This is a genomic window from Burkholderia sp. AU18528 (genome assembly GCF_002223215.2).
GTDB lineage: Bacteria > Pseudomonadota > Gammaproteobacteria > Burkholderiales > Burkholderiaceae > Burkholderia > Burkholderia semiarida.
Genome location: NZ_NKFC02000005.1, coordinates 21,217 through 44,521 on the forward strand (window position 1 = coordinate 21,217; position 23,305 = coordinate 44,521).

The following is a 23,305-nucleotide window of genomic DNA, read 5'->3' on the forward strand; positions in this document are numbered from 1 at the left end:
CTTTTCCTCCGCTTAGCCGTTGGTGCCCGAACCGGCTTCGCTCTGCGCCGTTTCCGGCTGCGGCTTGTCCGCTTCCATCTTCACGAGGCGCACGCGGTCGTTGCGGCGCACCTTGACCTGATCCGACACGCGCTGGCGCTTGCTGTCCTTGCCCTTGCGCTCGGTCAGCCCGATCGCGGCAATGATCGCGACCAGCAGCACGAGGCCGGCGATTTCGAACGCGAAGATGTAGTCGGTGTAGATCACCTTGCCGATCAGGCGCGTATTCGACCAGTTGGCCATCTCGCCCGTCGCCATCGCATGCACGGTGTGCGTGTCGCCGTAGCCGCGCCACAGGATCAGCGCGGTTTCGATCACGATGATCGCGCCGACCACGGTTGCCATCGGGACGAAGCGCTTGAAGTCGCGGCGCAGGTAGTCGATGTTGATGTCCAGCATCATCACGACGAACAGGAACAGCACCATCACCGCGCCCACGTAGACCAGAACCAGCAGGATCGCGAGGAATTCGGCCTCCAGCAGCATCCAGATCGCGGCGGCGTTGAAGAACGCCAGCACAAGGAAAAGCGCAGACGCCACCGGGTTGCGCGAAGTGATCACCTTCAGCCCTGATACCACCAGGAGCAGCGCGAAGATGTAGAACAGTACGGTCGTGAATTCCATGATTACCGGTTCATCGTTAGGCCATAGTCAGGCGCGGCTTGCGGGACGCCCGCACCCGTCGCGGCGGCTCGGCCCGTTCATCGTTCATGCCGGGCCGGCACTGCAAACACAATCAACGATACGGCGCGTCGGCAGCCTTCGCCGCGGCGATGTCCTTCTCGTAGCGGTCGCCCACCGCGAGCAGCATTTCCTTCGTGAAATACAGGTCGCCGCGCTTTTCGCCGTGGTACTCGAGAATCTGCGTCTCGACGATCGAATCGACCGGGCAGCTCTCTTCGCAGAAACCGCAGAAGATGCACTTCGTCAGGTCGATGTCGTAGCGCGTCGTGCGGCGCGTGTTGTCCGCGCGCGTTTCCGACTCGATCGTGATCGCCAGCGCGGGGCACACGGCCTCGCACAGCTTGCACGCGATGCAGCGCTCTTCACCGTTTTCATAGCGGCGCAGTGCGTGCAGCCCGCGGAAACGCGGCGAAATCGGGGTCTTCTCTTCCGGGAACTGCACGGTGAACTTGCGCTTGAACGTGTAACGACCGGTCAGCGCGAGCCCCTTCAGCAGCTCGGTCAGGAAGAAAGTCTTAAAGAAGTGTTGGATTGCCGTCATGATTTCGTCCGATCTTTACTTCACCCAGATGTTCAGCGGCGACATCATCCAGAAGCCGACCACGACCACCCAGATCACCGTGACGGGCAGGAACACCTTCCAGCCCAGACGCATGATCTGGTCGTAACGGAAGCGCGGGAACGTCGCGCGGACCCAGATGAACACCGACAGCAGCGCGAAGACCTTCAGCACCAGCCAGAAGATGCCCGGGATGAACGACAGGAATTCGAACGGGGCGTCCCAGCCGCCGAGGAACAGCGTCGCGGCCAGTGCCGAGATCACGATCATGTTGATGTACTCGGCGAGGAAGAACAGCGCGAACGCCATGCCCGAGTAATCGATCATGTGACCCGCGACGATCTCCGACTCCCCTTCCACCACGTCGAACGGGTGACGGTTCGTTTCGGCGATGCCCGAGATGAAGTAGACGACGAACGCCGGCAGCAGCGGCAGCCAGTTCCACGACAGGAAGTTCACGCCGTGGCCGGCGAAAAAGCCGTGCTGCTGCGAACCGACGATTTCCGACAGGTTCAGGCTGCCGGCCGTCATCAGCACGAGCACCAGCGCGAAGCCCATCGAGATTTCGTACGACACCATCTGTGCCGCGGCGCGCATCGCGCCGAGGAACGCGTACTTCGAGTTCGACGCCCAGCCGGCCAGAATCACCGCGTACACGCCGATCGACGAGATCGCCATCGCGTACAGCAGGCCCGCGTTCACGTTCGCGAGCACGGCTTCCGCCTGGAACGGGATCACCGCCCACACGGCGAACGCCGGCACGACGGTCATCACCGGCGCGATCAGGTACAGCCAGCGGCTGGCGGCGCTCGGCTGAATGACTTCCTTCAGCAGCAGCTTCAGCACGTCGGCGATCGGCTGCAGCAGGCCGCCGGGGCCGACGCGGTTCGGGCCGAGACGCACGTGCATCCAGCCGATCAGCTTGCGCTCCCAGAGAATCAGGTACGCGACGCACAGCAGGATGACGACGGAGACGACGAGAATGCGCACGACTGCCCACACCGTCGGCCACGCGAAGCCGAGAAGCTCGGCCCCGCCCGCGTTGATCGTATCGAACAAGCTCATTTACGCCTTCTCCACCACCAGTTCACCGGACAGGCTGCCGAGCGCTGCGCCGGCAGGCGTCGCCGCCGACACGCGAACGACCGTCTCCGCAAGATTCGCGTCGCGCACGGCCGGCAACTGCACCGCACGCTCGCCCTGGCGCACGCGCACGGCGTCGCCTTCCTTCAAGCCCAGCTTGTCGAACAGCGCGGCCGGCAGGGCTGCGGCATGCGCCGCCTTCGCGGCGGCCGTCAGATGCAGCGCACCTGCACGGCGCACGAGCGCGTCGGCATGATAGATCGGCACGTCGGCCAGGCGCTCGAAACCGCCGTTCGCGGCATTCGCCGCGGCGCGGGCCGGCGCGACCGACGTCTGGTTCGACAGGCGGCCCGCGACGCCGGCGTCGCCGAGCGCGGCGACACGCACTTCTTCCGCGGTCTCGTATTCGAAGTTCGGCAGGCCGAGCAGGCTGCCGAGCACGCGCAGCACCTTCCAGGCGGGGCGCGTGTCGCCGAGCGGGCGCACGACGCCGTTGAAGCTCTGCACGGTGCCTTCCGCGTTGACGAACGTACCGGCCGTTTCCGTGAACGGTGCGACGGGCAGCAGCACGTCGGCGTAGTCGAGGCCGTGCTTGAACGGCGACATCACGACGACCATCTCCGCCTGGTTCAGCGCGGCCAATGCCTGTGCCGGATCGGCGGTGTCGAATTCCGGTTCGACGTTCAGCAGCACGTAGCCCTTGCGCGGCTGCGCGAATGCTTCGCGTGCATTCAGGCCGCCTTCGCCCGGCAGCGCGCCGACGACGTGCGCACCGACCGTGTTCGCCGCTTCCGTCAGGAAACCGAACGTGGCGCCGGTGTTGTCGGCGATCCACTGCGCGACGGCGTGCAGCTTCGCGAATTGCGGATGACGGACCGCGACGTTGCCGAGCAGCACCGCGCGGCGTTCGCCGTTCGCGAGCGACTGCGCGACAGCCTGGGCCGCCGGCGACGCGGTGACGCCTGCGAGCGCGTCGGGCAGCGCGACGCCGCGCAGCTGCGCGACGGCCGCGGCGATGCCGGCCAGCTCGTCGAGCCATGCGGACGGCGCGGCGACGATGCGTTGCGCGGTCGGGATCAGCGAATCGTCAGCGGTCGCGTGCAGGAAGTGCAGCTTCGCGCCGTTCTTCGCCGCCTGACGCAGGCGCGATGCGAACAGCGGGTGGTCGCGGCGCAGGAACGAACCGACGACGAACGCGGCGTCCACGTTCGACAGATCGGCGATCGGCATGCCGAGCCACGGCGCGCCCTGGACCGGCGCCGAGAAATCCTGCTGGCGCAGACGGAAGTCGACGTTCGGCGTGTTCAGTTCGTTGGCGAGCTGCTTCACGAGGAACAGCTCTTCCGCGGTGCTGTGCGCGCTCGCGAGCATCGCCAGCGCGTTCGCGCCGTGATCCGCGGCGATGCCCTTCAGGCCCTTCGCGACGTATTCGAGCGCGGTCTGCCAGTCGGTTTCGATCCACTGGCCGCCCTGCTTCAGCATCGGCTTCGTCAGGCGCTCTTCGCTGTTGAGGGCTTCATACGAGAAGCGGTCCTTGTCCGAGATCCAGCATTCGTTGATCGCTTCGTTCTCGAACGGCAGCACGCGCATCACGCGGTTGTTCTTCACCTGCACGACGAGGTTCGCGCCGACGGAATCGTGCGGGCTCACCGACTTGCGGCGCGACAGTTCCCACGTACGGGCGCTGTAGCGGAACGGCTTGCTGGTCAGCGCGCCGACCGGGCACAGGTCGATCATGTTGCCCGACATTTCGGAGTCGACCGTCTTGCCGACGAACGTCGTGATTTCCGAGTGCTCGCCGCGGCCCAGCATGCCGAACTCCATCACGCCGGCGATTTCCTGGCCGAAGCGGACGCAGCGCGTGCAGTGGATGCAGCGCGACATCTCTTCCATCGAGATCAGCGGGCCCACGTTCTTGTGGAACACCACGCGCTTTTCTTCCGAGTAGCGCGACGACGACTTGCCGTAGCCGACCGCCAGATCCTGCAGCTGACATTCGCCGCCCTGATCGCAGATCGGGCAATCGAGCGGGTGATTGATGAGGAGGAATTCCATCACCGACTGCTGCGCCTTCACGGCCTTGTCGGATTGCGTGCGCACGATCATGCCGGCCGACACGGGGGTCGCGCAGGCAGGCACGGCCTTCGGCATCTTCTCGACTTCGACGAGACACATCCGGCAGTTGGCCGCGACCGACAGTTTCTTGTGATAGCAGAAGTGAGGAATGTACGTATCCGCCTTGTGCGCAGCCTGGATCACCATGCTGCCTTCGGGCACCTCGACCTTCTTGCCGTCTATTTCAAGTTCAACCATGATGGTGAATGGTCCTTAACCTATTTCCGCCCGTTCGCGCGTTCGCCCGACCGTGCGCTCAAATTCCGCAACCGGGTTCGCTCAGGCTGCCGCCGCGTGCGCGTGGCCGCCGACCATGCAGTGCTTGTGCTCGACGTGGTACGCGAATTCGTCCCAGTAGTGCTTGAGCATCCCGCGTACCGGCATCGCCGCCGCATCGCCGAGTGCACAGATCGTGCGACCCATGATGTTCTCGGCCACCGAGTTCAGCAGATCCAGATCTTCCTGGCGGCCTTCGCCGTGCTCGATACGGTTCACGACGCGATACAGCCAGCCGGTGCCTTCGCGGCACGGCGTGCACTGGCCGCACGATTCCTCGTAGTAGAAGTACGACAGGCGCAGCAGCGAGCGCACCATACAGCGCGTCTCGTCCATCACGATCACCGCGCCGGAACCGAGCATCGAGCCCGCCTTCGCGATCGAATCGTAGTCGAGATCGGTCTGCATCATGATGTCGCCCGGGATCACCGGCGCCGACGAACCGCCCGGAATCACGGCCTTGATCTTCTTGCCGCCGCGCATCCCGCCGGCGAGCTCCATCAGCGTCGCGAACGGCGTGCCGAGCGGCACTTCGTAGTTGCCCGGGCGCTCGACGTCGCCCGACACCGAGAAAATCTTCGTGCCGCCGTTGTTCGGCTTGCCGATCTCGAGATAATTCTGCGGCCCGATGGACAGCAGGAACGGCACCGCGGCGAACGTCTCGGTGTTGTTGATCGTGGTCGGCTTGCCGTACACGCCGAAGCTCGCCGGGAACGGCGGCTTGAAGCGCGGCTGGCCCTTCTTGCCTTCGAGCGACTCGAGCAGCGCCGTTTCCTCGCCGCAGATGTACGCGCCGTAGCCGTGATGCGCGTGCAGCTGGAACGAGAATTCCGAGCCCATGATGTTGTCGCCGAGGAACCCGGCCGCGCGCGCTTCATCGAGCGCGGCTTCGAAGCGTCGATACACTTCGAAGATTTCGCCGTGGATGTAGTTGTAGCCGACGGTGATGCCCATCGCGTACGCGCCGATGGCCATGCCTTCGATCAGCGCGTGCGGGTTCCAGCGCAGGATGTCGCGATCCTTGAACGTGCCCGGCTCGCCTTCGTCCGAGTTGCAGACGAGGTACTTCTGCCCCGGGAACTGGCGCGGCATGAAGCTCCACTTCAGGCCGGTCGGGAAGCCCGCACCGCCGCGGCCGCGCAGGCCCGACGCCTTCACGTCGGCGATCACCTGCTCGGGCGGAATCTTTTCTTCGAGAATGCGGCGCAGCTGCTTGTAGCCGCCGCGCGCAACGTAATCTTCGAGGTGCCAGTTCTCGCCGTTCAGACCAGCGAGGATCAGCGGTTTGATGTGACGGTCGTGGAGGGACGTCATTTCGAGAGCTCCTCAAGCAGCTGGTCGATCTTCTCGCGGCTCATGAAGCTGCACATTCTGTGATTGTTCACCAGCAGCACCGGCGCATCGCCGCACGAGCCCATGCATTCGCCTTCCTTCAGCGTGAACTTGCCGTCGGGCGTGGTCTCGCCGAAGCCGATGCCCAGCTTCTGTTTCAGGTAGTCGGCAGTCGCTTCCGCGCCGCCGTGCGGGCCGAGCTGGCACGGCAGGTTCGTGCAGAGCGTGATCTTGTGCTTGCCGACCGGTTTGAGCTCGTACATCGTGTAGAACGTCGCGACTTCCTGCACGGCAACGGCCGGCATGCCGAGATAGTCCGCGACGAACTGCATCAGTTCGGGCGACAGCCAGCCATGCTCTTCCTGAGCCACGGCCAACGCCGACATCACGGCGGACTGTTTCTGATCGGCGGGATACTTCGTCAACGCTCGATCGATTTCCTTCAGGCCTTCAGCTGAGATCATTTTCAGACACGACTCTTTCAATTCCTACCGAACGAACAACCTGCCGCACACTGGGGTGCATGGACGGCAGACCTGGCGCTCACTCTGTTGACAGCTTGCGAAGCCGCGCCGGTTCGGCGCATACCGCATGGTGCTTCGCGTGTGACTGACTGCTCGCCGCCCGCGCTCGCGGGCGGCGCAACCATTAGCGATCGATTTCGCCGAACACGATGTCCTGCGTACCGATGATCGTGACGGCGTCGGCGATCATGTGACCGCGCGCCATTTCGTCGAGCGACGCCAGGTGCGCGAAACCCGGCGCGCGAATCTTGAGGCGATACGGCTTGTTGGCGCCGTCCGACACGAGGTAGATGCCGAATTCACCCTTCGGATGCTCGACCGCCGCGTACGCTTCGCCTTCCGGCACATGGAAACCTTCGGTGAAGAGCTTGAAGTGGTGAATCAAGTCTTCCATGTTGGTCTTCATGCCGACGCGCGACGGCGGGGCAACCTTGTGATTGTCCGTCATCACCGGCCCCGGATTCTTGCGGAGCCACTCAATACACTGTTTCGCGATGCGGACCGACTGGCGCATTTCTTCGACGCGCACCAGATAGCGGTCGTAGCAATCGCCGTTCACGCCGACCGGCACGTCGAAATCCATGCGATCGTACACTTCGTAGGGCTGCTTCTTGCGCAGGTCCCACGCGATGCCCGAGCCGCGCAGCATCGGGCCCGTCAGGCCCATCTGCAGCGCACGTTCCGGGCTCACCACGCCGATCCCGACCAGACGCTGTTTCCAGATCCGGTTGTCGGTGAGCAGCGTTTCGTATTCGTCGACGCACTTCGGGAAGCGCGTGAAAAAATCGTCGATGAAGTCGAGCACCGAGCCGCTGCGCGCCTCGTTCATCTTCGCGAGCGCCTTCTCGTTGCGAATCTTCGACGCCTTGTATTGCGGCATTGCGTCAGGCAGATCGCGGTAGACGCCGCCCGGACGATAGTAGGCCGCGTGCATCCGGGCGCCGGACACCGCTTCGTACACGTCCATCAGGTCTTCGCGTTCACGGAATGCGTACAGGAACACGGCCATCGCGCCGACGTCGAGCGCGTGCGCGCCGATCCACATCAGGTGGTTCAGCACGCGCGTGATTTCGTCGAACAGCACGCGGATGTACTGCGCGCGCTCCGGCACGTCGATGCCGAGCAGCTTTTCGATCGCGAGCACGTAGCCGTGCTCGTTGACCATCATCGACACGTAGTCGAGACGGTCCATGTACGGCACGGACTGGATGAAGGTCTTGGATTCGGCGAGCTTTTCCGTCGCGCGATGCAGCAGGCCGATGTGCGGATCGGCACGCTGAATGACTTCGCCGTCGAGCTCGAGCACGAGGCGCAGCACGCCGTGCGCTGCCGGGTGCTGCGGGCCGAAGTTGAGCGTGTAGTTCTTGATTTCTGCCATGACGCCCCCTTAATGTTTCAGACCGCCATAGCGATCCTCGCGGATCACGCGCGGCGTGATTTCGCGCGGCTCGATCGTCACCGGCTGGTACACGACCCGCTTCTCTTCCGGGTCGTAACGCATTTCGACGTAGCCCGACACCGGGAAGTCCTTGCGGAACGGGTGACCGATGAAGCCGTAGTCGGTGAGGATGCGGCGCAGGTCGGGGTGGCCTTCGAACACGATGCCGTACAGGTCGAACGCTTCGCGCTCGTACCAGTTCGCGGAAGCCCAGATGTCGACCAGCGACGCCACGATCGGCAGATCGTCGTCCGGCGCGAACACGCGCAGGCGCAGGCGCCAGTTGTTCGTGACCGACAGCAGGTGCGACACGGCCGCGAAGCGCGGGCCGTCGTAGGCGCCGTCGCCGAAGGTCTGGTAGTCGACGCCGCAGAGGTCGATCAGTTGCTCGAAACGGAGCTTCGGATCGTCGCGCAGCGTCTTTGCGACTTCGAGGTAATCGCTCGCCTTCACGACGAGTGTCAATTCACCGATCGCTTCGGTGAGGCTCACCACGCGCGCGCCGAGCGCGGCGTCGAGGTTCGCCTTCAGGGTCTCGATTTTGCTTGCCATATTGAGGGGACGCTCGGGGCTTTATTGACGGGCGATGGTATTGGTGCGGCGGATCTTCGCCTGCAACTGGATCACGCCGTAGACCAGCGCCTCGGCCGTGGGCGGGCAGCCCGGCACGTAGACGTCGACCGGCACGATCCGGTCGCAGCCGCGGACCACCGAGTACGAGTAGTGGTAGTAACCACCGCCGTTCGCGCACGACCCCATCGAGATCACCCAGCGCGGCTCGGCCATCTGGTCGTACACGCGGCGCAGCGCGGGCGCCATCTTGTTGCACAGCGTGCCGGCGACGATCATCACGTCCGACTGACGCGGGCTCGGGCGGAACACGACGCCGAACCGGTCCAGATCGTAACGGGCCGCGCCCGCATGCATCATCTCGACGGCGCAACACGCGAGCCCGAACGTCATCGGCCACAGCGAGCCGGTACGCGTCCAGTTGATCAGCTTGTCAGCCGTCGTGGTGACAAACCCTTCCTTCAAGACCCCTTCGATACTCATTTGCTTTCCACTCCAGACGAGCGACCGAGCGCGGCCGCCCATGCAAACCGGCGATTAACCCATCACTCCCAGTCGAGCCCGCCTTTCTTCCAGATATAGGCAAAGCCCAGCAGGAATTCGAGCAGAAAAATCATCATTGCGATGAAACCCGGCCAGCCGATGTCCCGGAGCGCGACGCCCCACGGGAACAGGAATGCGGTTTCGAGATCGAAGATGATGAACAGGATGGCGACGAGGTAGTACCGGACGTCGAATTTCATCCGGGCGTCTTCAAAGGCTTCGAAGCCGCACTCGTACGGTGCGTTCTTCTCGACGTCCGGCTTGTTGGGACCAAGGAGCTTGCCGATGCTGACCAGCGCTATACCTAAACCAGTGCCCACGAGGAGGAACAACAAGACGGGGTAATAGGCTGCGAGGTTCAAGGCAATCCTCTATCGGTTGGTTCTGAGCGTCCGGAGAATACCACTTCCGGCGGAAGGAATCATTTCGGAGTACAGGCGATCGCAAGACAACCGCAAGCACACCCCAGAAATGAAAAATGCCAGCCACTAGAAGCGGCTGGCATTGAGTAACTTTGGTGCCGACGGCGAGACTCGAACTCGCACAGCTTTCGCCACTACCCCCTCAAGATAGCGTGTCTACCAATTTCACCACGTCGGCACTGCATGCAACTCGGGTTGTGCTGCTGGTTCCCGCGAATCGCTTCAAGAATTAAATTCTAACCCGAGTCCTGGATTTGTTCAACGCACAACCGCAAAAAAATTAACTTTTTATTTCGGGACATCCTGGCCCGGCGCGCTCGCGGCCGAACCGGCGGCGGCGGACGCCGCGACAGCCGGCGCCGATGCCGCAGGAGCCGAGGCCGGCGCGGTCGCGGCCGTGCCGAGCACGCCCGCCGACGGCGTCGACTTGTACGAACCGAGGTAAGTCAGCGCGAGCGTCGCGACGAAGAAGATCGTCGCGAGAATGCCCGTCGTGCGCGACAGGAAGTTCGCCGAGCCCGTCGCGCCGAACAGGCTGCCCGACGCGCCGCTGCCGAAGGCGGCGCCCATGTCGGCACCCTTGCCGTGCTGCAGCAGCACGAGCCCAATCACACCGAGTGCCGACAGCACCTGCACCACAATAATCAGCGTCTTGAATAACAGCATCACACCCACCCGATTGGATCGGGCGACCGGACCGACCGGCCGCCGTCATGGTTCAATTCGATCCCGGACCGCTCAACGCGCGGCCCGGCAGATCGCCAGGAAATCTTCCGCCTTCAGCGACGCGCCGCCGATCAGGCCGCCGTCGATGTCCGGCTGCGCGAACAACTCTTCCGCGTTGTCCGGCTTCACGCTGCCGCCGTACAGCACGGACACGTCCGCCGCACCCTTTGCCGCCAGGCGCGCACGCAGGAACGCGTGTACGTCCTGCGCCTGCGCCGACGTCGCGCTCTTGCCGGTGCCGATCGCCCAGACCGGCTCGTACGCGACGACGATGTGCGCGGCCTCGTCAGCCGTCAGCACGGCCAGCACCGCGTCGAGCTGCGCACCGACGACCTGCTCGGTCGCACCCGCCTCACGCTCGTCGAGCGTCTCGCCGACGCACACGACCGGCGTGAGGCCGGCCGCGAGTGCGCGCTGCGTCTTCGCCGCGACCGTCTCGTTGCTTTCGCCGTGATACGCGCGACGCTCCGAATGACCGACGATCGCATACTGCGCGCCGAACTCCGCCACCATCGCGGCCGCCACCTCACCGGTGAACGCGCCTTGCTCGTGCGCGGACACGTCCTGCGCACCGAACGCGACACGGCCACCGCCGAGCTGGGCCTGAACCTGCGCGAGATACGGGAACGGCACGCACACGCCGATCGACGTTTCAGCCGCCACCAAGCCCGCACCCTGCACCACTTCGTTCAGCAGCGCCTGGTTGCCGGCCAGCCGGCCGTGCATCTTCCAGTTGCCGATCACTCGCTTTGTTCGTTGTTTCGACATCGTGTCTGTCTCGTCACTATCTTGTCATTAACGTGCCGGAACCCGGCCGTCAGGTTGGATCTGGCGAAGCAAACCCGCGATTTTACTGCGCGCGGCTTGAACCGGTCAAACCGCGCATGTCAAGCCCGCCGCGCGGGCGTCACGCGTTCGCGCCCCAATCAAGCACGATCTTGCCGATGTGCTCGCCGCTCTCCATCAGCGCATGCGCCTGCGCGGCCTCGCCGGCCGGCAGCACACGATAGATCACGGGCTTGATGCGACCGTCGGCCAGCAGCGGCCACACGCGCGCCTTCAACTGCGCGGCGATGCGCGCCTTGAACTCGACCGGACGCGGGCGCAGCGTCGAGCCCGTCACCGTCAGCCGGCGGCGCAGGATCTCGTTGAGGTTGACCTCGGCCTTCGCACCGCCGAGCAGCGCGATCAGCACGAGGCGGCCGCCGTCCGCGAGCGCGGACAACTCGCGCGGCACGTACGCGCCCGCCACCATGTCGAGGATCACGTCGACGCCGCGATCGTGCGTCAGCGACTTCACGACTTCGACGAAGTCTTCGGTCTTGTAGTCGATCGCGCGCTCGGCGCCGAGCGCCTCGCACGCACGGCACTTGTCGGCGGTGCCGGCCGTCGCGAACACGCGAAAGCCGAGCGCATGCGCGATCTGGATCGCCGTCACGCCGATGCCGCTCGAGCCGCCCTGCACGAGCAGCGTCTCCTGCCCGCCGCCCTCGCCCGCGCCGAGCCGCGCGCGGTCGAACACGTTGCTCCACACGGTGAAGAACGTCTCGGGCAGCGACGCGGCTTCGATATCGGTGAGACCGTCCGGCACCGGCAGACACTGCGGCAGCGGCGCGACCGCATATTCGGCATAGCCGCCGCCCGCGAGCAACGCGCACACGCGATCGCCGAGCTTCAGGCCGAACGGGTTCAGTGCCGCATCGGACACATCGCCGCCGACGATCTCGCCCGCGACCTCGAGGCCCGGCAGATCCGACGCACCCGGCGGCGGCGCATAGGCGCCCTTGCGCTGGAACACGTCGGGCCGGTTCACGCCGGAAGCCGCCACCTTGATCAGCACCTCGCCGCGCTTCGGTTCGGGGCGCGGACGCTCCGCGAGCTTCAGCACGTCGGGCGCGCCGAATTCGGTGATTTCGATGGCTTTCATGGTGAGAATCGCTCCAGGATCGGAATCGGATGGCACGCGCGCGCACGGCGCGAGCGCCTCGCCGGCGCTGCTGCGCCGCGCAACGATGCTACAGAAAAAACGGCCGGCACGCTTTCGCACTGCCGGCCGTTGATCCGCCTGTCCGCTTACTGCTGCGGCGGCGTATCCGACTGCGCTGCCGCCGCTGCTTCATTCAGCAGCGCCTTGGCCGACAGACGCACGCGACCCTTCTCGTCCGTCTGGATCACCTTGACCTTCACCTGCTGACCTTCCTTCAGGTAGTCGTTGATGTCCTTCACGCGCTCGTTGACGATTTCCGAGATGTGCAGCAGCCCATCCTTGCCCGGCAGCAGGTTCACGATCGCACCGAAATCGAGCAGCTTGAGCACCGTGCCTTCGTACACCTGGCCGACTTCGATCTCGGCCGTGATTTGCTCGATGCGCTTCTTCGCTTCGGCCATGCCTTCGCTGCTCGTGCTCGCGATCGTCACGACGCCGTCGTCCGAAATGTCGATGGTCGTGCCCGTTTCTTCCGTCAGCGCGCGGATCACCGAACCGCCCTTGCCGATCACGTCGCGGATCTTTTCCGGGTTGATCTTGATCGTGATCATGCGCGGCGCGAATTCCGACAGTTGCGTGTTCGCACCCGACACCGCCGACGTCATCTTGCCGAGGATGTGCAGGCGGCCTTCCTTCGCCTGCGCGAGCGCGACCTGCATGATTTCCTTCGTGATGCCCTGGATCTTGATGTCCATCTGCAGCGCCGTCACGCCTTGCTCCGTGCCGGCCACCTTGAAGTCCATGTCGCCGAGGTGATCTTCGTCGCCGAGGATGTCGGTCAGCACCGCGAACTTGTTGCCTTCGAGGATCAGGCCCATCGCGATACCGGCGACGTGCGCCTTCATCGGCACGCCGGCGTCCATCAGCGCGAGGCAGCCGCCGCACACCGACGCCATCGACGACGAACCGTTCGACTCGGTGATTTCCGACACGACGCGGATCGAGTAGCCGAATTCGTCGGCGCTCGGCAGGCACTTGACCAGCGCGCGTTTCGCGAGGCGGCCGTGGCCGATTTCGCGGCGCTTCGGCGAGCCGACGCGGCCCGTTTCGCCGGTCGCGAACGGGGGCATGTTGTAGTGGAGCATGAAGCGCTCGCGGTATTCGCCTTCGAGCGCGTCGATGATCTGCTCGTCACCCTTCGTGCCGAGCGTCGCGACGACCAGCGCCTGCGTTTCGCCGCGCGTGAACAGCGCCGAGCCGTGGGTGCGCGGCAGCACGCCGGTGCGGATCTCGATCGGGCGCACGGTGCGCGTGTCGCGACCGTCGATGCGCGGCTCGCCGTTCAGGATCTGCGAACGGACGATCTTCGCTTCGATGTCGAACAGGATATTGCCGACCGTGGCCTTGTCGGCCGCGACCGTGCCGGCCGCCAGCGCGTCTTCCTCGAGCTTCGCCGAGGTCGCCGCGTAGACTTCCTTCAGCTTCGCCGAGCGCGCCTGCTTGTCGCGGAGCTGGTAAGCGGCGAGCAGATCGTTCTGCGCAAGCTCGGTGACGCGCGCGATCAGCGCCTCGTTCTTCGGCGCCGGCTGCCAGTCCCACTCGGGCTTGCCGCCATCGCGCACCAGTTCGTGGATCGCGTCGATCGCGACCTGCATCTGCTCGTGGCCGAACACCACGGCGCCCAGCATCACTTCTTCCGACAGCTGATCGGCTTCCGACTCGACCATCAGCACGGCGCGCTCCGTACCCGCGACGACGAGGTCGAGGCTCGATGCCTTGAGCTGGTCACGCGTCGGGTTCAGCACGTACGCGTTGTCGATGTACGCCACGCGCGCGGCACCGACCGGGCCGTTGAACGGCAGGCCCGACACGGCGAGCGCGGCCGATGCGCCGATCAGCGCGGGGATGTCCGCCGGGATTTCCGGGTTCACGGACAGCACGTGGATCACGACCTGGACTTCGTTGTAGAAGCCTTCCGGGAACAGCGGGCGCAGCGGGCGGTCGATCAGGCGCGACGTCAGCGTCTCGTGCTCCGACGGACGGCCTTCGCGACGGAAGAAGCCGCCCGGGATCTTGCCAGCCGAGTAGGTCTTCTCGAGGTAGTCGACGGTCAGCGGGAAGAAATCCTGGCCCGGCTTCGCCGACTTCGCGCCGACGACGGTTGCCAGCACGACGGTATCCTCGACGTCGACGATCACGGCGCCGCTTGCCTGGCGAGCGACTTCACCGGTTTCGAGGCGCACCTTGTGCTGGCCCCACTGGAATTCCTTCACGACCTTGTTGAACATGGACATGGTTGCTCCTTTGTATTCATGCATTTCATTCGCCGCGCCGGCGACCCCCGCGCGGCGGCGTCCCGACCGAATCACCCGGAGCAAGGTGTGTTTTTTATGCCATTCCAGCGCGGCGCTCACGCAGCGACGCGCTGGAATGACACAAATCCTGCCCCGGTATCGGTCGTGGCGGCGGCCCCGCACGACCGTGCCGGACAGCCTGCGATGCGTGTGACGCTACGCACCGCGCAAAAACAAAATGCCTGTATCAGCGGACTGACACAGGCATCTTGCTGGCGGCAATCGCCTCGATTACTTACGCAGACCCAGCTTCTCGATCAGTGCGCGGTAACGATCGGCATCCTTGCCCTTGAGGTAGTCGAGCAGCTTGCGGCGGCGGCTCACCATGCGCAGCAGGCCGCGGCGGCTGTGGTGATCCTTCGCGTGGGTCTTGAAGTGACCCGTCAGTTCGACGATACGTGCGGTCAGCAGTGCGACCTGGACTTCGGGCGACCCCGTGTCGTTGGTACCGCGGGCGAACTGAGCAACGACTTCCGACTTCTTGATATCTGCAACAGACATGTGATTTCCTTTCTAACTGAACAGGCGGACACGGAAGAATGGCCGTGCCGTGACTTACAACCGGCGCGCATTGTAGCACAACTCGGTGCCGTTCTTGCCGCCTCCCGTCACGGGCGCGTCATCGAGCACGCCGACGGCATCTCCGTGCGCTGCGCCGGCACCGCCAGGACCGTCCGGAAGCCGTAGCCCGATCCCTCGTTGTCGAAGCGCACGCCCGGCGTGCCGACCTTGTCCATTTCCATCACGTAAAGGGGCTGGATCAGTTGGTGATCCTGCGCGCGCATCCGCGACGCGTGGAAGCCGTCGTCGAACGGCAGGCCCTCGAGCGCACGCGCGACCGCGACGGGGTCGGCCGAACCCGCGCGGGTCATCGCGGCGGCCAGCATCTCGATCATCTGGCTCATCCGCCGCACCGGATAGTCGTCCTGCGCGGCCGGGAAACGGGTGCGGAACGCGCGGTAGAACGCGTCGGATCTGGCGCCGCCGGCGTTCGGATGCCAGTCGGCCACCGCCACGACGCGGCCGACGCCCGCGTCGCCCAGGGCCGCCGGCGCGCCGAGGCTGTTGCCGTAGAACGTATAGAACTTCGCGTTCAGCCCCTGTTCGCGCGCCGCCTTCACGAGCAGCGTGAGGTCGTTGCCCCAGTTGCCGGTCACGACGGCGTCCGCGCCGCTCGCCCGGATCTTCGCGATATACGGCGAGAAGTCCTTGATCCGGCCGATCGGGTGGAATTCGTCGCCGGCGATCGTCACGTCCGGGCGCCGCGCGGCCAGGGCCTGCCGCGCGAGGGTGCTGACGTCATGGCCGAAGCTGTAGTCCTGGTTCAGCAGATAGACCTTGTGCAGCGCGCGATCGCGCGCCATCACGTCCGCGAGCGCGGCCATTCGCATGCCGGCGTGCGCATCGAAACGGAAATGCCAGAAACTGCAGCGCGCGCCGGTCAGCGCCGGATCGTCCGCCGAGTAATTCAGGAACAGCATCCGGCTGTCCGGATCGCGCGCGTTCAGCTTGTCGAGCGCCGCGACGAGCGCGGCGGCGACGGCCGAGCTGTTGCCCTGCGCAACGAAGCCGATATGCCGATCGGCCCCCGCGCGCAACTGCACGAGCGCCTCTTCCGGGCTGCCCTTGCTGTCGAGCACGACGAGTTCGAGCGGGTGCGCGCCGTCGCGCAGTTTCACGCCGCCCGCCGCATTGACCTGCTCGACGCCGAAGCGCAGGTTGCGCTCGACCGCCGCGCCCGCGTTCGCAAACGGGCCCGACATCCCTTCGATCAGCGCGATCCGCACCGGCTCGCCGCCGGCACACGCGGACGACACCAGCATCCACCCCGCGCTCCACGCGAGCGCCCACCGCTTCCATCCCTGCATCGGCCACCTGCCCTTCAATCTGCCCGAGAAGCGCGGATCATAGGCCGGTGCGCCGGCCGCCCGCAAGCGCGGCGGGCCCGATCCGCATCGATTTTTTCCTGCCGATGCGCGATCGCGCGCCGTCCGTGATAAAACGGGACCTGTTTCCGTGTTCTGGAGAATCCGATGCGCATTCGCATTCCCGCGCGCCTGCCGGTGCTCGCCGCCTGCGCCGCCGCGCTGCTGGCCGGTTGCGCGCAACCGTGGCAGCAATACCAGGCCGGCCAGGACGAGTCGGCGATCGTCGCGCGCATGGGCCCGCCGCGTGAGATCTACGACCTGCCCGGCGGCGGCAAGCGCCTGATGTGGCCGACCCAGCCGATGGGCGAGATCACGATCGCGGCCGACGTCGATGCCGCCCACCGGATCGTCAACGTGCGCCAGGTGCTGCAGCCGAGCGAGTTCTATCGCGCGGAGATCGGCAAGTGGACGAAAACCGACGTCCTCGTCAATTTCGGGCGCCCGGTCGAGACCTCCTACTTCCCGCTGATGAAGCGCGAGGTATGGACGTACCGGTATCTCGAGGACAACGTCTGGTACATGATGTACAGCTTCTACTTCGATCCGCAGGGCATCCTGCGCACCACGCAGAAAACGCCGGACCCGCTGCACGATCCCGATCGCCGCACCCTGTTCTGACCGATTGCGCATCGACACGCAATTGTCGCAATGGCCATTCACGAATGATTGCCGAATGGCCATTTCATTTTTTCCGCTGCGTTATTTAATTTCAGGAATAAGACGGAAAACTTTTCCGATCGTTAATATTCCGATGGCAATACGCTGAACGCCCCGTCATGCGGGCGCTTGAGCTAAATAGGCATAGCCAGTGCATGTCATGCGTCGCACTGGTGCAGGCAATGCACTACGCCCAATCAATTTGAAACAATTTGTTTCAACCCACCCCGAGTGCTAGGGCATACCCCTAATATCAGTCGAAATCGAACCTTTCAATTTAGAAAGAATGCGACTGCGCCATTTCGCTCGATATTTATTTGCCTTGATCAAAAAGGAGTCCTCATGAATCGCCCCAAGAGCATGCTGGTTGCCAACATTGCCTGGGCCCGCGAGACGCGCGAACACACGCCCGGCTTCTTCGACGCGCTCGCACGCGGCCAGAATCCGCGCGTACTGTGGATCGGCTGCGCCGACAGCCGCGTGCCGGCCGAGACCATCACGCACTGCGCGCCCGGCGAGCTGTTCGTCCATCGCAACATCGCGAACCTGTTCCACCCGGACGACGACAATTCCGCCAGCGTGCTCGAGTACGCGGTGCGGGTGTTGAAGGTCGACCACGTGATCGTGTGCGGGCACTACGGGTGCGGCGGCGTGCGCGCATCGCTGCTGCCGCCGCCTGCCGACCTGCCGCACGTCGCGCGCCGCATCGCGCCGCTCTGCGCGCTCGCGCGGCGCCATCGCGATACGCTCGACGGGCTCGACGACATGGCTGCCGCCGATCGCCTCGCCGAGCTGAACGTGCTCGAACAGGTGCGGCTGCTGCGTGCGTCGCCGATCGTGCGCGGGCGCGAACGGCCGCCGCTCGTGCACGGCTGGATCTTCTCGCTCGCCGACGGCCACCTGAAGGAACTCGATTCCGGCTATGCGCCATCGCCGGCCGAAGCCGAAGCCGAAGCCGAGCCCGAGCCTGCCGCGACGGCCGTCGCGCTCGGTTGACCCGCGCCCTGCCCTCCATGTCAACGAAATCACCCCAATCATGAAACTGAACGAGCGCCTGTCCACCTTGCCGCGCGACATCGTCGCCGGCATCGTCGTTTTTCTCGTCGCGCTGCCGCTCTGCCTCGGCATCGCCAACGCCTCCGGCGTCGAACCGTTCGCCGGGCTCGTATCGGGCATCGTCGGCGGCATCGTCGTCGCGCTGCTGAGCGGCTCGTCCCTGTCCGTCAGCGGGCCGGCCGCCGGCCTCGTCGTGATCGTCGTCGAAGGGATCGCGCAGCTCGGCAGCTTCTCCGCGTTCCTGCTCGCGGTGCTGCTGTCCGGCGTGCTGCAGTTCGGGTTCGGCATGCTGCGCGCCGGCCGCTTCGCCGCCTACGTGCCGTCGCCCGTCATCAAGGGCATGCTCGCCGCGATCGGCCTGCTGCTGATCGTGAAGCAGCTTCCGTTCGCATTCGGCATCGGCGGCCCGGCCGCGCAATCGTTTGCGAACTGGCTGCATTTGCCGACCGCATGGGCCGCCACGGCGATCGCGCTCGTGTCGCTGGCGCTGCTGATCGCGTGGGACACGCCGGCGCTCAAGCGCTTCGCGTGGGTACGCTCGGTACCCGCCCCGCTCGCGGTCGTCGTGCTCGGCATCGGCGCGACGCTCGTGCTCGGCATGGTCGCTCCGGCAGCCGCACCGGGCGCCGCCCATCGCGTCACGCTGCCCGAGTTCGACTCGTTTGCGGCGCTCGCGGCATCGCTCAAGCATGCGGAACTCGGCCCGAACTTCGCGCAACTGCTGAATCCGGACGTATGGCGCGTGGCGATCACGCTTGCGGTCGTCGCGAGCCTCGAGACGCTGCTGTGCCTCGAGGCGGTCGAACAGATCGATCCGAAGCGACGTCCGACGCAGCCCGATCGCGAGCTGAAGGCACAGGGCGTCGGCAACCTTGTCGCGGGCGCCGTCGGCGGCCTGCCGATCACGTCGGTGATCGTGCGTAGTTCGGCCAACGTCAACGCCGGCGCGCAAAGCCGGATGTCCGCGATCGTGCACGGGATCCTGCTGCTCGCGAGCGTGTTCGCGCTCACCGGCCTGATCAACCTGATCCCGCTCGCGAGCCTGGCCGCGATCCTGATCCACACCGGCATGAAGCTCGCGAAACCGGCGCTGTTCCGCTCGGTCATGAAGCAAGGCCCGGCCGCGTTCGCACCGTTCGCGGCGACGATCGTCGGCGTGCTGGCGGTCGACCTGCTGTTCGGCATCGCGCTCGGCCTCGCGTGCAGCGTGCTGGCCGTGGCCGTCGCGAACCTGAAGAGCCCCGTCACGCTCGCGCAGCACGACGACCACTTCCTGCTGTCGTTCCGCAAGGACGTGTCGTTTCTGGGCAAGGTGCAGGTCAAGCACCACCTGCGACACATTCCGGACCGGGCGGCCGTGATCATCGACGCAACCCGCGCCGACTACATCGACCACGACGTGCTCGAGCTGCTCGACGCGTTCGTCGCCGATGCGCCGCGGCGCGGGATCGCGGTGGAGTTCCGCCGGCGCAACCCCGCGCCGCGCGCGGCCGCCCGCCGCTGGCTGTTCCGCGCGCCGGCCGCCGAATGAGCGGCCAATGAAAACAAACGCCCCGGCGGCGCAGGGCCGCACGGGGCGTTTCGAGGCTGCGTCCTGCGCCGCGCTTACGAGCGCTGCGGATTGACCTTGTCGTCCTTCGAGTGCAGCTTGTTCAGCGCGGAAATGTACGCCTTCGCGGACGCGGCGACGATATCCGGATCGGTGCCGACGCCGTTGACGATCCGCCCGCTCTTCGACAGCCGGACCGTCACTTCGCCCTGCGCCTGCGTGCCGGTCGTGATCGCGTTCACCGAGTACAGCAGCAGCTCGGACCCGCTGCCGACTTCGCCCTCGATCGCATTGAACGTCGCGTCGACCGGGCCGTTGCCGCGCGCTTCACCGGTCACTTCCTTGCCTTCGACCGCGAACACGATTTTCGCCTGCGGTTGCTCGCCCGTCTCCGAACGCTGCGACAGCGACACGAACTTGAAGTGCTCCTGCTCGTGCGCGAGCGCCGATTCCTCGGACACGATCGCGATGATGTCCTCGTCGAAGATCTCCGCCTTGCGGTCGGCCAGATCCTTGAAGCGCATGAACGCGGCATTCAATTCGGCTTCGCTGTCGAGCGATACGCCGAGCTCCTGCAGCCGCTGCTTGAACGCGTTGCGGCCCGACAGCTTGCCGAGCACGATCTTGTTCGCGGTCCAGCCCACGTCTTCCGCGCGCATGATCTCGTAGGTGTCGCGCGCCTTCAGCACGCCGTCCTGGTGAATGCCCGACGCGTGCGCGAACGCGTTCGCGCCGACCACCGCCTTGTTCGGCTGCACGACGAAACCGGTGATCTGCGACACGAGCTTCGACGTCGGTACGATCTGCGTCGTGTCGATGCCGACGTCGAGACCGAAGTAGTCCTTGCGGGTCTTCACGGCCATCACGATTTCTTCGAGCGACGTATTGCCCGCGCGCTCGCCGAGGCCGTTGATCGTGCACTCGATCTGGCGCGCACCGCCGATCTTCACGCCGGCGAGCGAGTTCGCCACCGCCATCCCGAGGTCGTTGTGGCAATGCACCGAGAAGATCGCCTTGTCCGAGTTCGGAATGCGCTCGCGCAGCGTCTTCACGAGGTTGCCGTACAGCTCCGGCACGCCATAGCCGACCGTGTCGGCAATGTTGATCGTCGTCGCGCCTTCCGCGATCACGGCTTCCAGCACGCGGCACAGGAAATCGAGATCCGAACGGCTGCCGTCTTCCGGCGAGAATTCGACGTTGTCGGTGAACTTGCGCGCGAAACGCACCGCGAGACGCGCCTGCTCGAACACCTGGTCCGGCGTCATCCGCAGCTTCTTCTCCATGTGCAGCGGCGACGTCGCGATGAACGTGTGGATCCGCGAGCTGTTGGCCGGCTTCAGCGCGTCGGCCGCGCGCTGGATGTCCTTGTCGTTGGCCCGAGCCAGCGAGCAGATCGTGCTGTCCTTCACGAGACCGGCGATCGTGTGGATCGCGTCGAAATCGCCGTTCGAGCTGGCGGCGAAGCCGGCCTCGATCACGTCGACCTTCATCCGCTCGAGGTGCTTCGCGATGCGGATTTTCTCTTCTTTCGTCATCGACGCGCCGGGCGATTGCTCGCCGTCACGCAACGTCGTATCGAAAATGATCAGCTTGTCTGTCATGGGGGGCTCCAGGGCTCTTTTATACGGAAGTCAAACGTAACGAGATCGCGCCACCGCTGGCGACGCTCAACAACAGACGAGGCTTGACGGAGGGCGAGAACGGTCAGCGCGGCAGGCGCGCCGAAGCTAGCGCGCGTAGCGGCGCACCGGCTAGAAGGAGGGAGAGGCGGGGAAATGCAGTCATGCCAAAGACTATAGCGACATTCCGTTGGCCGCGCAATCGGACGGCACCCGGGAATCGGCGCGGCCCGACTAGAAAAAGGGGCAAATGGAAACGGCGGCCCCGAGGCCGCCGTTTCCGGGCAAATCGCGTGTCGGCGTCAGTGCTCGCGCTGCGACGAGCGCGCCGGGTTCGCCCGCCCGCGCACGGCCATGTAGGCCCAGAACACGTAGCCGGACAGCCCGTACAGCACGAACAGGCAGAACAGCATCAGCGGCGGATCGGAGGACACGAGCACGAACGCGACGACGACCAGCAGGATCGCCGCGAACGGCACGCGGTGGCGCACGTCGAGCGCCTTGCCGCTGTAGAACGGCGCGTTCGACACCATCGTCACGCCCGCGTAGATCGTCAGCACGAACGCGACCCACGGCAGCCAGCCGAGCTTCATCGGCACGCGGTTGTCTGTCGCGAGCCACACGAAGCCCGCGATCAGCGCGGCCGCGGCCGGGCTCGGCAGCCCCTGGAAGAAGCGCTTGTCGACCACGCCGATGTTCGTGTTGAAGCGCGCAAGGCGCAGCGCGGCGCCCGAGCAATAGACGAACGCGGCGAGCCAGCCCCAGCGGCCGAGATCCTTCAGCACCCACTCGTACATCACGAGCGCGGGCGCGACGCCGAACGACACCATGTCCGACAGACTGTCGAATTGTTCGCCGAACGCACTCTGCGTATGCGTCATGCGCGCGACGCGCCCGTCCATCCCGTCGAGCACCATCGCGACGAAAATCGCGATCGCGGCGATCTCGAAGCGCACGTTCATTGCCTGCACGACCGCGAAGAAGCCGCAGAACAGCGCGGCGGTCGTGAATGCATTCGGCAGCAGGTAGATGCCGCGCGTCTTCAGGAACCGCTGGCGCGCGGCGCGGCGGCTCTCGATGGGCGCCGAATCCGGCGCCATCACCTTGTTGCGGCGGAACGGGCGTGGCGTCTGGCCGGCGCCGTTGCGCGGCCGACGCGGTTTGAATGCGGCCATCGTGCGCCCCGCCGGTTACTGTTCGAGCTCGGCGAGGATCGTCGACGACGCGTAGACCTTCTCGCCGATCGACACCTTCGCGCGGCTGCCGAGCGGCAGGTACACGTCGACGCGCGAACCGAAGCGGATGAACCCGTAGCGCTGGCCGCGCGACAGCGGCTCGCCGGCACGGACGTAGCAGAGAATCCGGCGGGCGATCAGGCCGGCGATCTGCACCGAGGTGACCGTCTTGCCGCTCGCCGTCTGGATCACGACCGCATTGCGCTCGTTCTCGGTCGACGCCTTGTCGATCGCCGCGTTCAGGAACGCGCCCGGGAAGTATTCGACCTTGCTGATCGCGCCATCGACCGGCGAACGCTGCGAATGAACATTGAAGACATTCATGAACACGCTGATCTTCAGCGCTTCGCGGTTCGCGTACGGATCCTGCGCGGTCTCGACCGCGACGATGCGGCCGTCCGCCGGACACAGCACCGCGTTCGGCTGCGCCGGGATCGGGCGCTGCGGATCGCGGAAGAACTGGACGACGAAGACGAGCAGCAGCCAGAACGGCCACGCGAAGCCGAAGCCCCCGACGGCATGGATCAACAGCGCGATGACGGCTGCAATCGCGATGAACGGCCAGCCTTCGCGCGCGATGATCGGATGAGGATAGTTCATGGATTCGTTCTGTGTTCGGTGAATTGCAAAGCATGTAGCATAGCAAAAGCCGCCCGGGGCACTGCTGCC

22 protein-coding genes and 1 tRNA gene are annotated in these 23,305 nt (G+C 65.4%); 3 read left to right on the forward strand and 20 right to left on the reverse strand.

Annotated elements, in window-relative coordinates:
* Nucleotides 1-12: 12 nt before the first annotated feature.
* The 17 genes from CFB52_RS11560 to CFB52_RS11645 all read right to left on the reverse strand — a co-directional run bounded on the left by CFB52_RS11560 (nucleotide 13) and on the right by CFB52_RS11645 (nucleotide 16,460).
* The gene (locus CFB52_RS11560) at nucleotides 13-663 is read right to left on the reverse strand and encodes an NADH-quinone oxidoreductase subunit J (RefSeq protein WP_011545812.1); all 651 of its coding nucleotides are present in this window, start codon (nucleotides 661-663) and stop codon (nucleotides 13-15) included.
* Nucleotides 664-775: 112 nt separating this feature from the next.
* Nucleotides 776-1,264 carry an NADH-quinone oxidoreductase subunit NuoI gene (nuoI, locus tag CFB52_RS11565; protein ID WP_006478270.1) on the reverse strand — a complete coding sequence of 163 codons (489 nt, stop codon included), beginning with the start codon at nucleotides 1,262-1,264 and terminating at the stop codon, nucleotides 776-778.
* Between the two features lie 15 nt (nucleotides 1,265-1,279).
* Nucleotides 1,280-2,347 (reverse strand): NADH-quinone oxidoreductase subunit NuoH, encoded by a 1,068-nt coding sequence (gene nuoH / locus CFB52_RS11570; protein ID WP_034207963.1) that lies wholly within the window; start codon nucleotides 2,345-2,347, stop codon nucleotides 1,280-1,282.
* Complete coding sequence (gene nuoG / locus CFB52_RS11575; protein WP_060312106.1) at nucleotides 2,348-4,678, reverse strand: NADH-quinone oxidoreductase subunit NuoG; 2,331 nt, start codon at nucleotides 4,676-4,678, stop codon at nucleotides 2,348-2,350.
* 81 nt (nucleotides 4,679-4,759) lie between these two features.
* Entirely contained in the window at nucleotides 4,760-6,070 is a 1,311-nt protein-coding gene (gene nuoF, locus CFB52_RS11580) for an NADH-quinone oxidoreductase subunit NuoF (protein WP_006478267.1), read from the reverse strand.
* The gene (nuoE, locus tag CFB52_RS11585) at nucleotides 6,067-6,552 is read right to left on the reverse strand and encodes an NADH-quinone oxidoreductase subunit NuoE (RefSeq protein WP_006478266.1); all 486 of its coding nucleotides are present in this window, start codon (nucleotides 6,550-6,552) and stop codon (nucleotides 6,067-6,069) included. The genes nuoF and nuoE overlap by 4 nt, the downstream gene beginning before the upstream one ends.
* 184 nt (nucleotides 6,553-6,736) lie before the next feature.
* Nucleotides 6,737-7,990 carry an NADH-quinone oxidoreductase subunit D gene (locus CFB52_RS11590; RefSeq protein ID WP_059583605.1) on the reverse strand — a complete coding sequence of 418 codons (1,254 nt, stop codon included), beginning with the start codon at nucleotides 7,988-7,990 and terminating at the stop codon, nucleotides 6,737-6,739.
* Nucleotides 7,991-7,999: 9 nt separating this feature from the next.
* Complete coding sequence (locus tag CFB52_RS11595) at nucleotides 8,000-8,602, reverse strand: NADH-quinone oxidoreductase subunit C (RefSeq protein ID WP_099316656.1); 603 nt, start codon at nucleotides 8,600-8,602, stop codon at nucleotides 8,000-8,002.
* A gap of 21 nt (nucleotides 8,603-8,623) precedes the next feature.
* A complete protein-coding gene (locus CFB52_RS11600) occupies nucleotides 8,624-9,103 on the reverse strand; it encodes an NADH-quinone oxidoreductase subunit B family protein (protein WP_006398799.1) in 480 nt (159 codons plus the stop codon).
* A gap of 62 nt (nucleotides 9,104-9,165) precedes the next feature.
* Nucleotides 9,166-9,525: an NADH-quinone oxidoreductase subunit A gene (locus CFB52_RS11605; RefSeq protein WP_006398798.1), complete on the reverse strand. Its 360-nt coding sequence runs from the start codon at nucleotides 9,523-9,525 to the stop codon at nucleotides 9,166-9,168.
* 153 nt (nucleotides 9,526-9,678) lie between these two features.
* Nucleotides 9,679-9,763: transfer RNA gene (locus tag CFB52_RS11610), tRNA-Leu, on the reverse strand.
* Nucleotides 9,764-9,873: 110 nt separating this feature from the next.
* Nucleotides 9,874-10,251 carry a preprotein translocase subunit SecG gene (secG, locus tag CFB52_RS11615; RefSeq protein ID WP_059533209.1) on the reverse strand — a complete coding sequence of 126 codons (378 nt, stop codon included), beginning with the start codon at nucleotides 10,249-10,251 and terminating at the stop codon, nucleotides 9,874-9,876.
* A 72-nt stretch (nucleotides 10,252-10,323) separates the two neighbouring features.
* The gene (tpiA, locus tag CFB52_RS11620; RefSeq protein WP_099316657.1) at nucleotides 10,324-11,079 is read right to left on the reverse strand and encodes a triose-phosphate isomerase; all 756 of its coding nucleotides are present in this window, start codon (nucleotides 11,077-11,079) and stop codon (nucleotides 10,324-10,326) included.
* A 139-nt stretch (nucleotides 11,080-11,218) separates the two neighbouring features.
* The gene (locus CFB52_RS11625) at nucleotides 11,219-12,238 is read right to left on the reverse strand and encodes an NAD(P)H-quinone oxidoreductase (RefSeq protein ID WP_099316658.1); all 1,020 of its coding nucleotides are present in this window, start codon (nucleotides 12,236-12,238) and stop codon (nucleotides 11,219-11,221) included.
* A gap of 146 nt (nucleotides 12,239-12,384) precedes the next feature.
* Nucleotides 12,385-14,532 (reverse strand): polyribonucleotide nucleotidyltransferase, encoded by a 2,148-nt coding sequence (gene pnp / locus CFB52_RS11630; protein WP_059583611.1) that lies wholly within the window; start codon nucleotides 14,530-14,532, stop codon nucleotides 12,385-12,387.
* A gap of 291 nt (nucleotides 14,533-14,823) precedes the next feature.
* Nucleotides 14,824-15,093: a 30S ribosomal protein S15 gene (gene rpsO / locus CFB52_RS11640; protein ID WP_006398792.1), complete on the reverse strand. Its 270-nt coding sequence runs from the start codon at nucleotides 15,091-15,093 to the stop codon at nucleotides 14,824-14,826.
* Between the two features lie 107 nt (nucleotides 15,094-15,200).
* A complete protein-coding gene (locus tag CFB52_RS11645; RefSeq protein ID WP_099316659.1) occupies nucleotides 15,201-16,460 on the reverse strand; it encodes a branched-chain amino acid ABC transporter substrate-binding protein in 1,260 nt (419 codons plus the stop codon).
* A gap of 165 nt (nucleotides 16,461-16,625) precedes the next feature.
* On the opposite strand from CFB52_RS11645, the gene CFB52_RS11650 reads away from it, so the two are divergent.
* The 3 genes from CFB52_RS11650 (at nucleotide 16,626) to CFB52_RS11660 (ending at nucleotide 19,764) form a co-directional block, all read left to right on the forward strand.
* Entirely contained in the window at nucleotides 16,626-17,138 is a 513-nt protein-coding gene (locus CFB52_RS11650) for a hypothetical protein (RefSeq protein WP_059583614.1), read from the forward strand.
* A 381-nt stretch (nucleotides 17,139-17,519) separates the two neighbouring features.
* Entirely contained in the window at nucleotides 17,520-18,173 is a 654-nt protein-coding gene (locus CFB52_RS11655) for a carbonic anhydrase (RefSeq protein ID WP_059646593.1), read from the forward strand.
* 40 nt (nucleotides 18,174-18,213) lie between these two features.
* Nucleotides 18,214-19,764, forward strand: a complete 1,551-nt coding sequence (locus tag CFB52_RS11660; protein WP_059583618.1) for a SulP family inorganic anion transporter — start codon at nucleotides 18,214-18,216, stop codon at nucleotides 19,762-19,764.
* A 74-nt stretch (nucleotides 19,765-19,838) separates the two neighbouring features.
* Here CFB52_RS11660 and CFB52_RS11665 read toward each other — a convergent pair whose 3' ends face one another.
* From CFB52_RS11665 to CFB52_RS11680, 3 genes are all read right to left on the reverse strand, one after another.
* The gene (locus CFB52_RS11665; protein WP_060312095.1) at nucleotides 19,839-21,383 is read right to left on the reverse strand and encodes a 2-isopropylmalate synthase; all 1,545 of its coding nucleotides are present in this window, start codon (nucleotides 21,381-21,383) and stop codon (nucleotides 19,839-19,841) included.
* 320 nt (nucleotides 21,384-21,703) lie between these two features.
* On the reverse strand, nucleotides 21,704-22,576 hold the full coding sequence (gene pssA, locus CFB52_RS11675) for a CDP-diacylglycerol--serine O-phosphatidyltransferase (protein WP_059583621.1): 873 nt from the start codon (nucleotides 22,574-22,576) through the stop codon (nucleotides 21,704-21,706).
* Between the two features lie 15 nt (nucleotides 22,577-22,591).
* On the reverse strand, nucleotides 22,592-23,236 hold the full coding sequence (locus CFB52_RS11680; protein ID WP_006491035.1) for a phosphatidylserine decarboxylase: 645 nt from the start codon (nucleotides 23,234-23,236) through the stop codon (nucleotides 22,592-22,594).
* Nucleotides 23,237-23,305 lie beyond the last annotated feature (69 nt).

Coding starts and splice junctions, on each gene's coding strand:
- CFB52_RS11560 (WP_011545812.1), bottom strand. CDS start 663: ATGGAATTCACGACCGTACTGTTCTACATCTTCGCGCTGCTCCTGGTG.
- nuoI (WP_006478270.1), bottom strand. CDS start 1,264: ATGACGGCAATCCAACACTTCTTTAAGACTTTCTTCCTGACCGAGCTG.
- nuoH (WP_034207963.1), bottom strand. CDS start 2,347: ATGAGCTTGTTCGATACGATCAACGCGGGCGGGGCCGAGCTTCTCGGC.
- nuoG (WP_060312106.1), bottom strand. CDS start 4,678: ATGGTTGAACTTGAAATAGACGGCAAGAAGGTCGAGGTGCCCGAAGGC.
- nuoF (WP_006478267.1), bottom strand. CDS start 6,070: ATGACGTCCCTCCACGACCGTCACATCAAACCGCTGATCCTCGCTGGT.
- nuoE (WP_006478266.1), bottom strand. CDS start 6,552: ATGATCTCAGCTGAAGGCCTGAAGGAAATCGATCGAGCGTTGACGAAG.
- CFB52_RS11590 (WP_059583605.1), bottom strand. CDS start 7,990: ATGGCAGAAATCAAGAACTACACGCTCAACTTCGGCCCGCAGCACCCG.
- CFB52_RS11595 (WP_099316656.1), bottom strand. CDS start 8,602: ATGGCAAGCAAAATCGAGACCCTGAAGGCGAACCTCGACGCCGCGCTC.
- CFB52_RS11600 (WP_006398799.1), bottom strand. CDS start 9,103: ATGAGTATCGAAGGGGTCTTGAAGGAAGGGTTTGTCACCACGACGGCT.
- secG (WP_059533209.1), bottom strand. CDS start 10,251: ATGCTGTTATTCAAGACGCTGATTATTGTGGTGCAGGTGCTGTCGGCA.
- tpiA (WP_099316657.1), bottom strand. CDS start 11,079: ATGTCGAAACAACGAACAAAGCGAGTGATCGGCAACTGGAAGATGCAC.
- CFB52_RS11625 (WP_099316658.1), bottom strand. CDS start 12,238: ATGAAAGCCATCGAAATCACCGAATTCGGCGCGCCCGACGTGCTGAAG.
- pnp (WP_059583611.1), bottom strand. CDS start 14,532: ATGTCCATGTTCAACAAGGTCGTGAAGGAATTCCAGTGGGGCCAGCAC.
- rpsO (WP_006398792.1), bottom strand. CDS start 15,093: ATGTCTGTTGCAGATATCAAGAAGTCGGAAGTCGTTGCTCAGTTCGCC.
- CFB52_RS11645 (WP_099316659.1), bottom strand. CDS start 16,460: ATGCAGGGATGGAAGCGGTGGGCGCTCGCGTGGAGCGCGGGGTGGATG.
- CFB52_RS11650 (WP_059583614.1), top strand. CDS start 16,626: ATGCGCATTCGCATTCCCGCGCGCCTGCCGGTGCTCGCCGCCTGCGCC.
- CFB52_RS11655 (WP_059646593.1), top strand. CDS start 17,520: ATGAATCGCCCCAAGAGCATGCTGGTTGCCAACATTGCCTGGGCCCGC.
- CFB52_RS11660 (WP_059583618.1), top strand. CDS start 18,214: ATGAAACTGAACGAGCGCCTGTCCACCTTGCCGCGCGACATCGTCGCC.
- CFB52_RS11665 (WP_060312095.1), bottom strand. CDS start 21,383: ATGACAGACAAGCTGATCATTTTCGATACGACGTTGCGTGACGGCGAG.
- pssA (WP_059583621.1), bottom strand. CDS start 22,576: ATGGCCGCATTCAAACCGCGTCGGCCGCGCAACGGCGCCGGCCAGACG.
- CFB52_RS11680 (WP_006491035.1), bottom strand. CDS start 23,236: ATGAACTATCCTCATCCGATCATCGCGCGCGAAGGCTGGCCGTTCATC.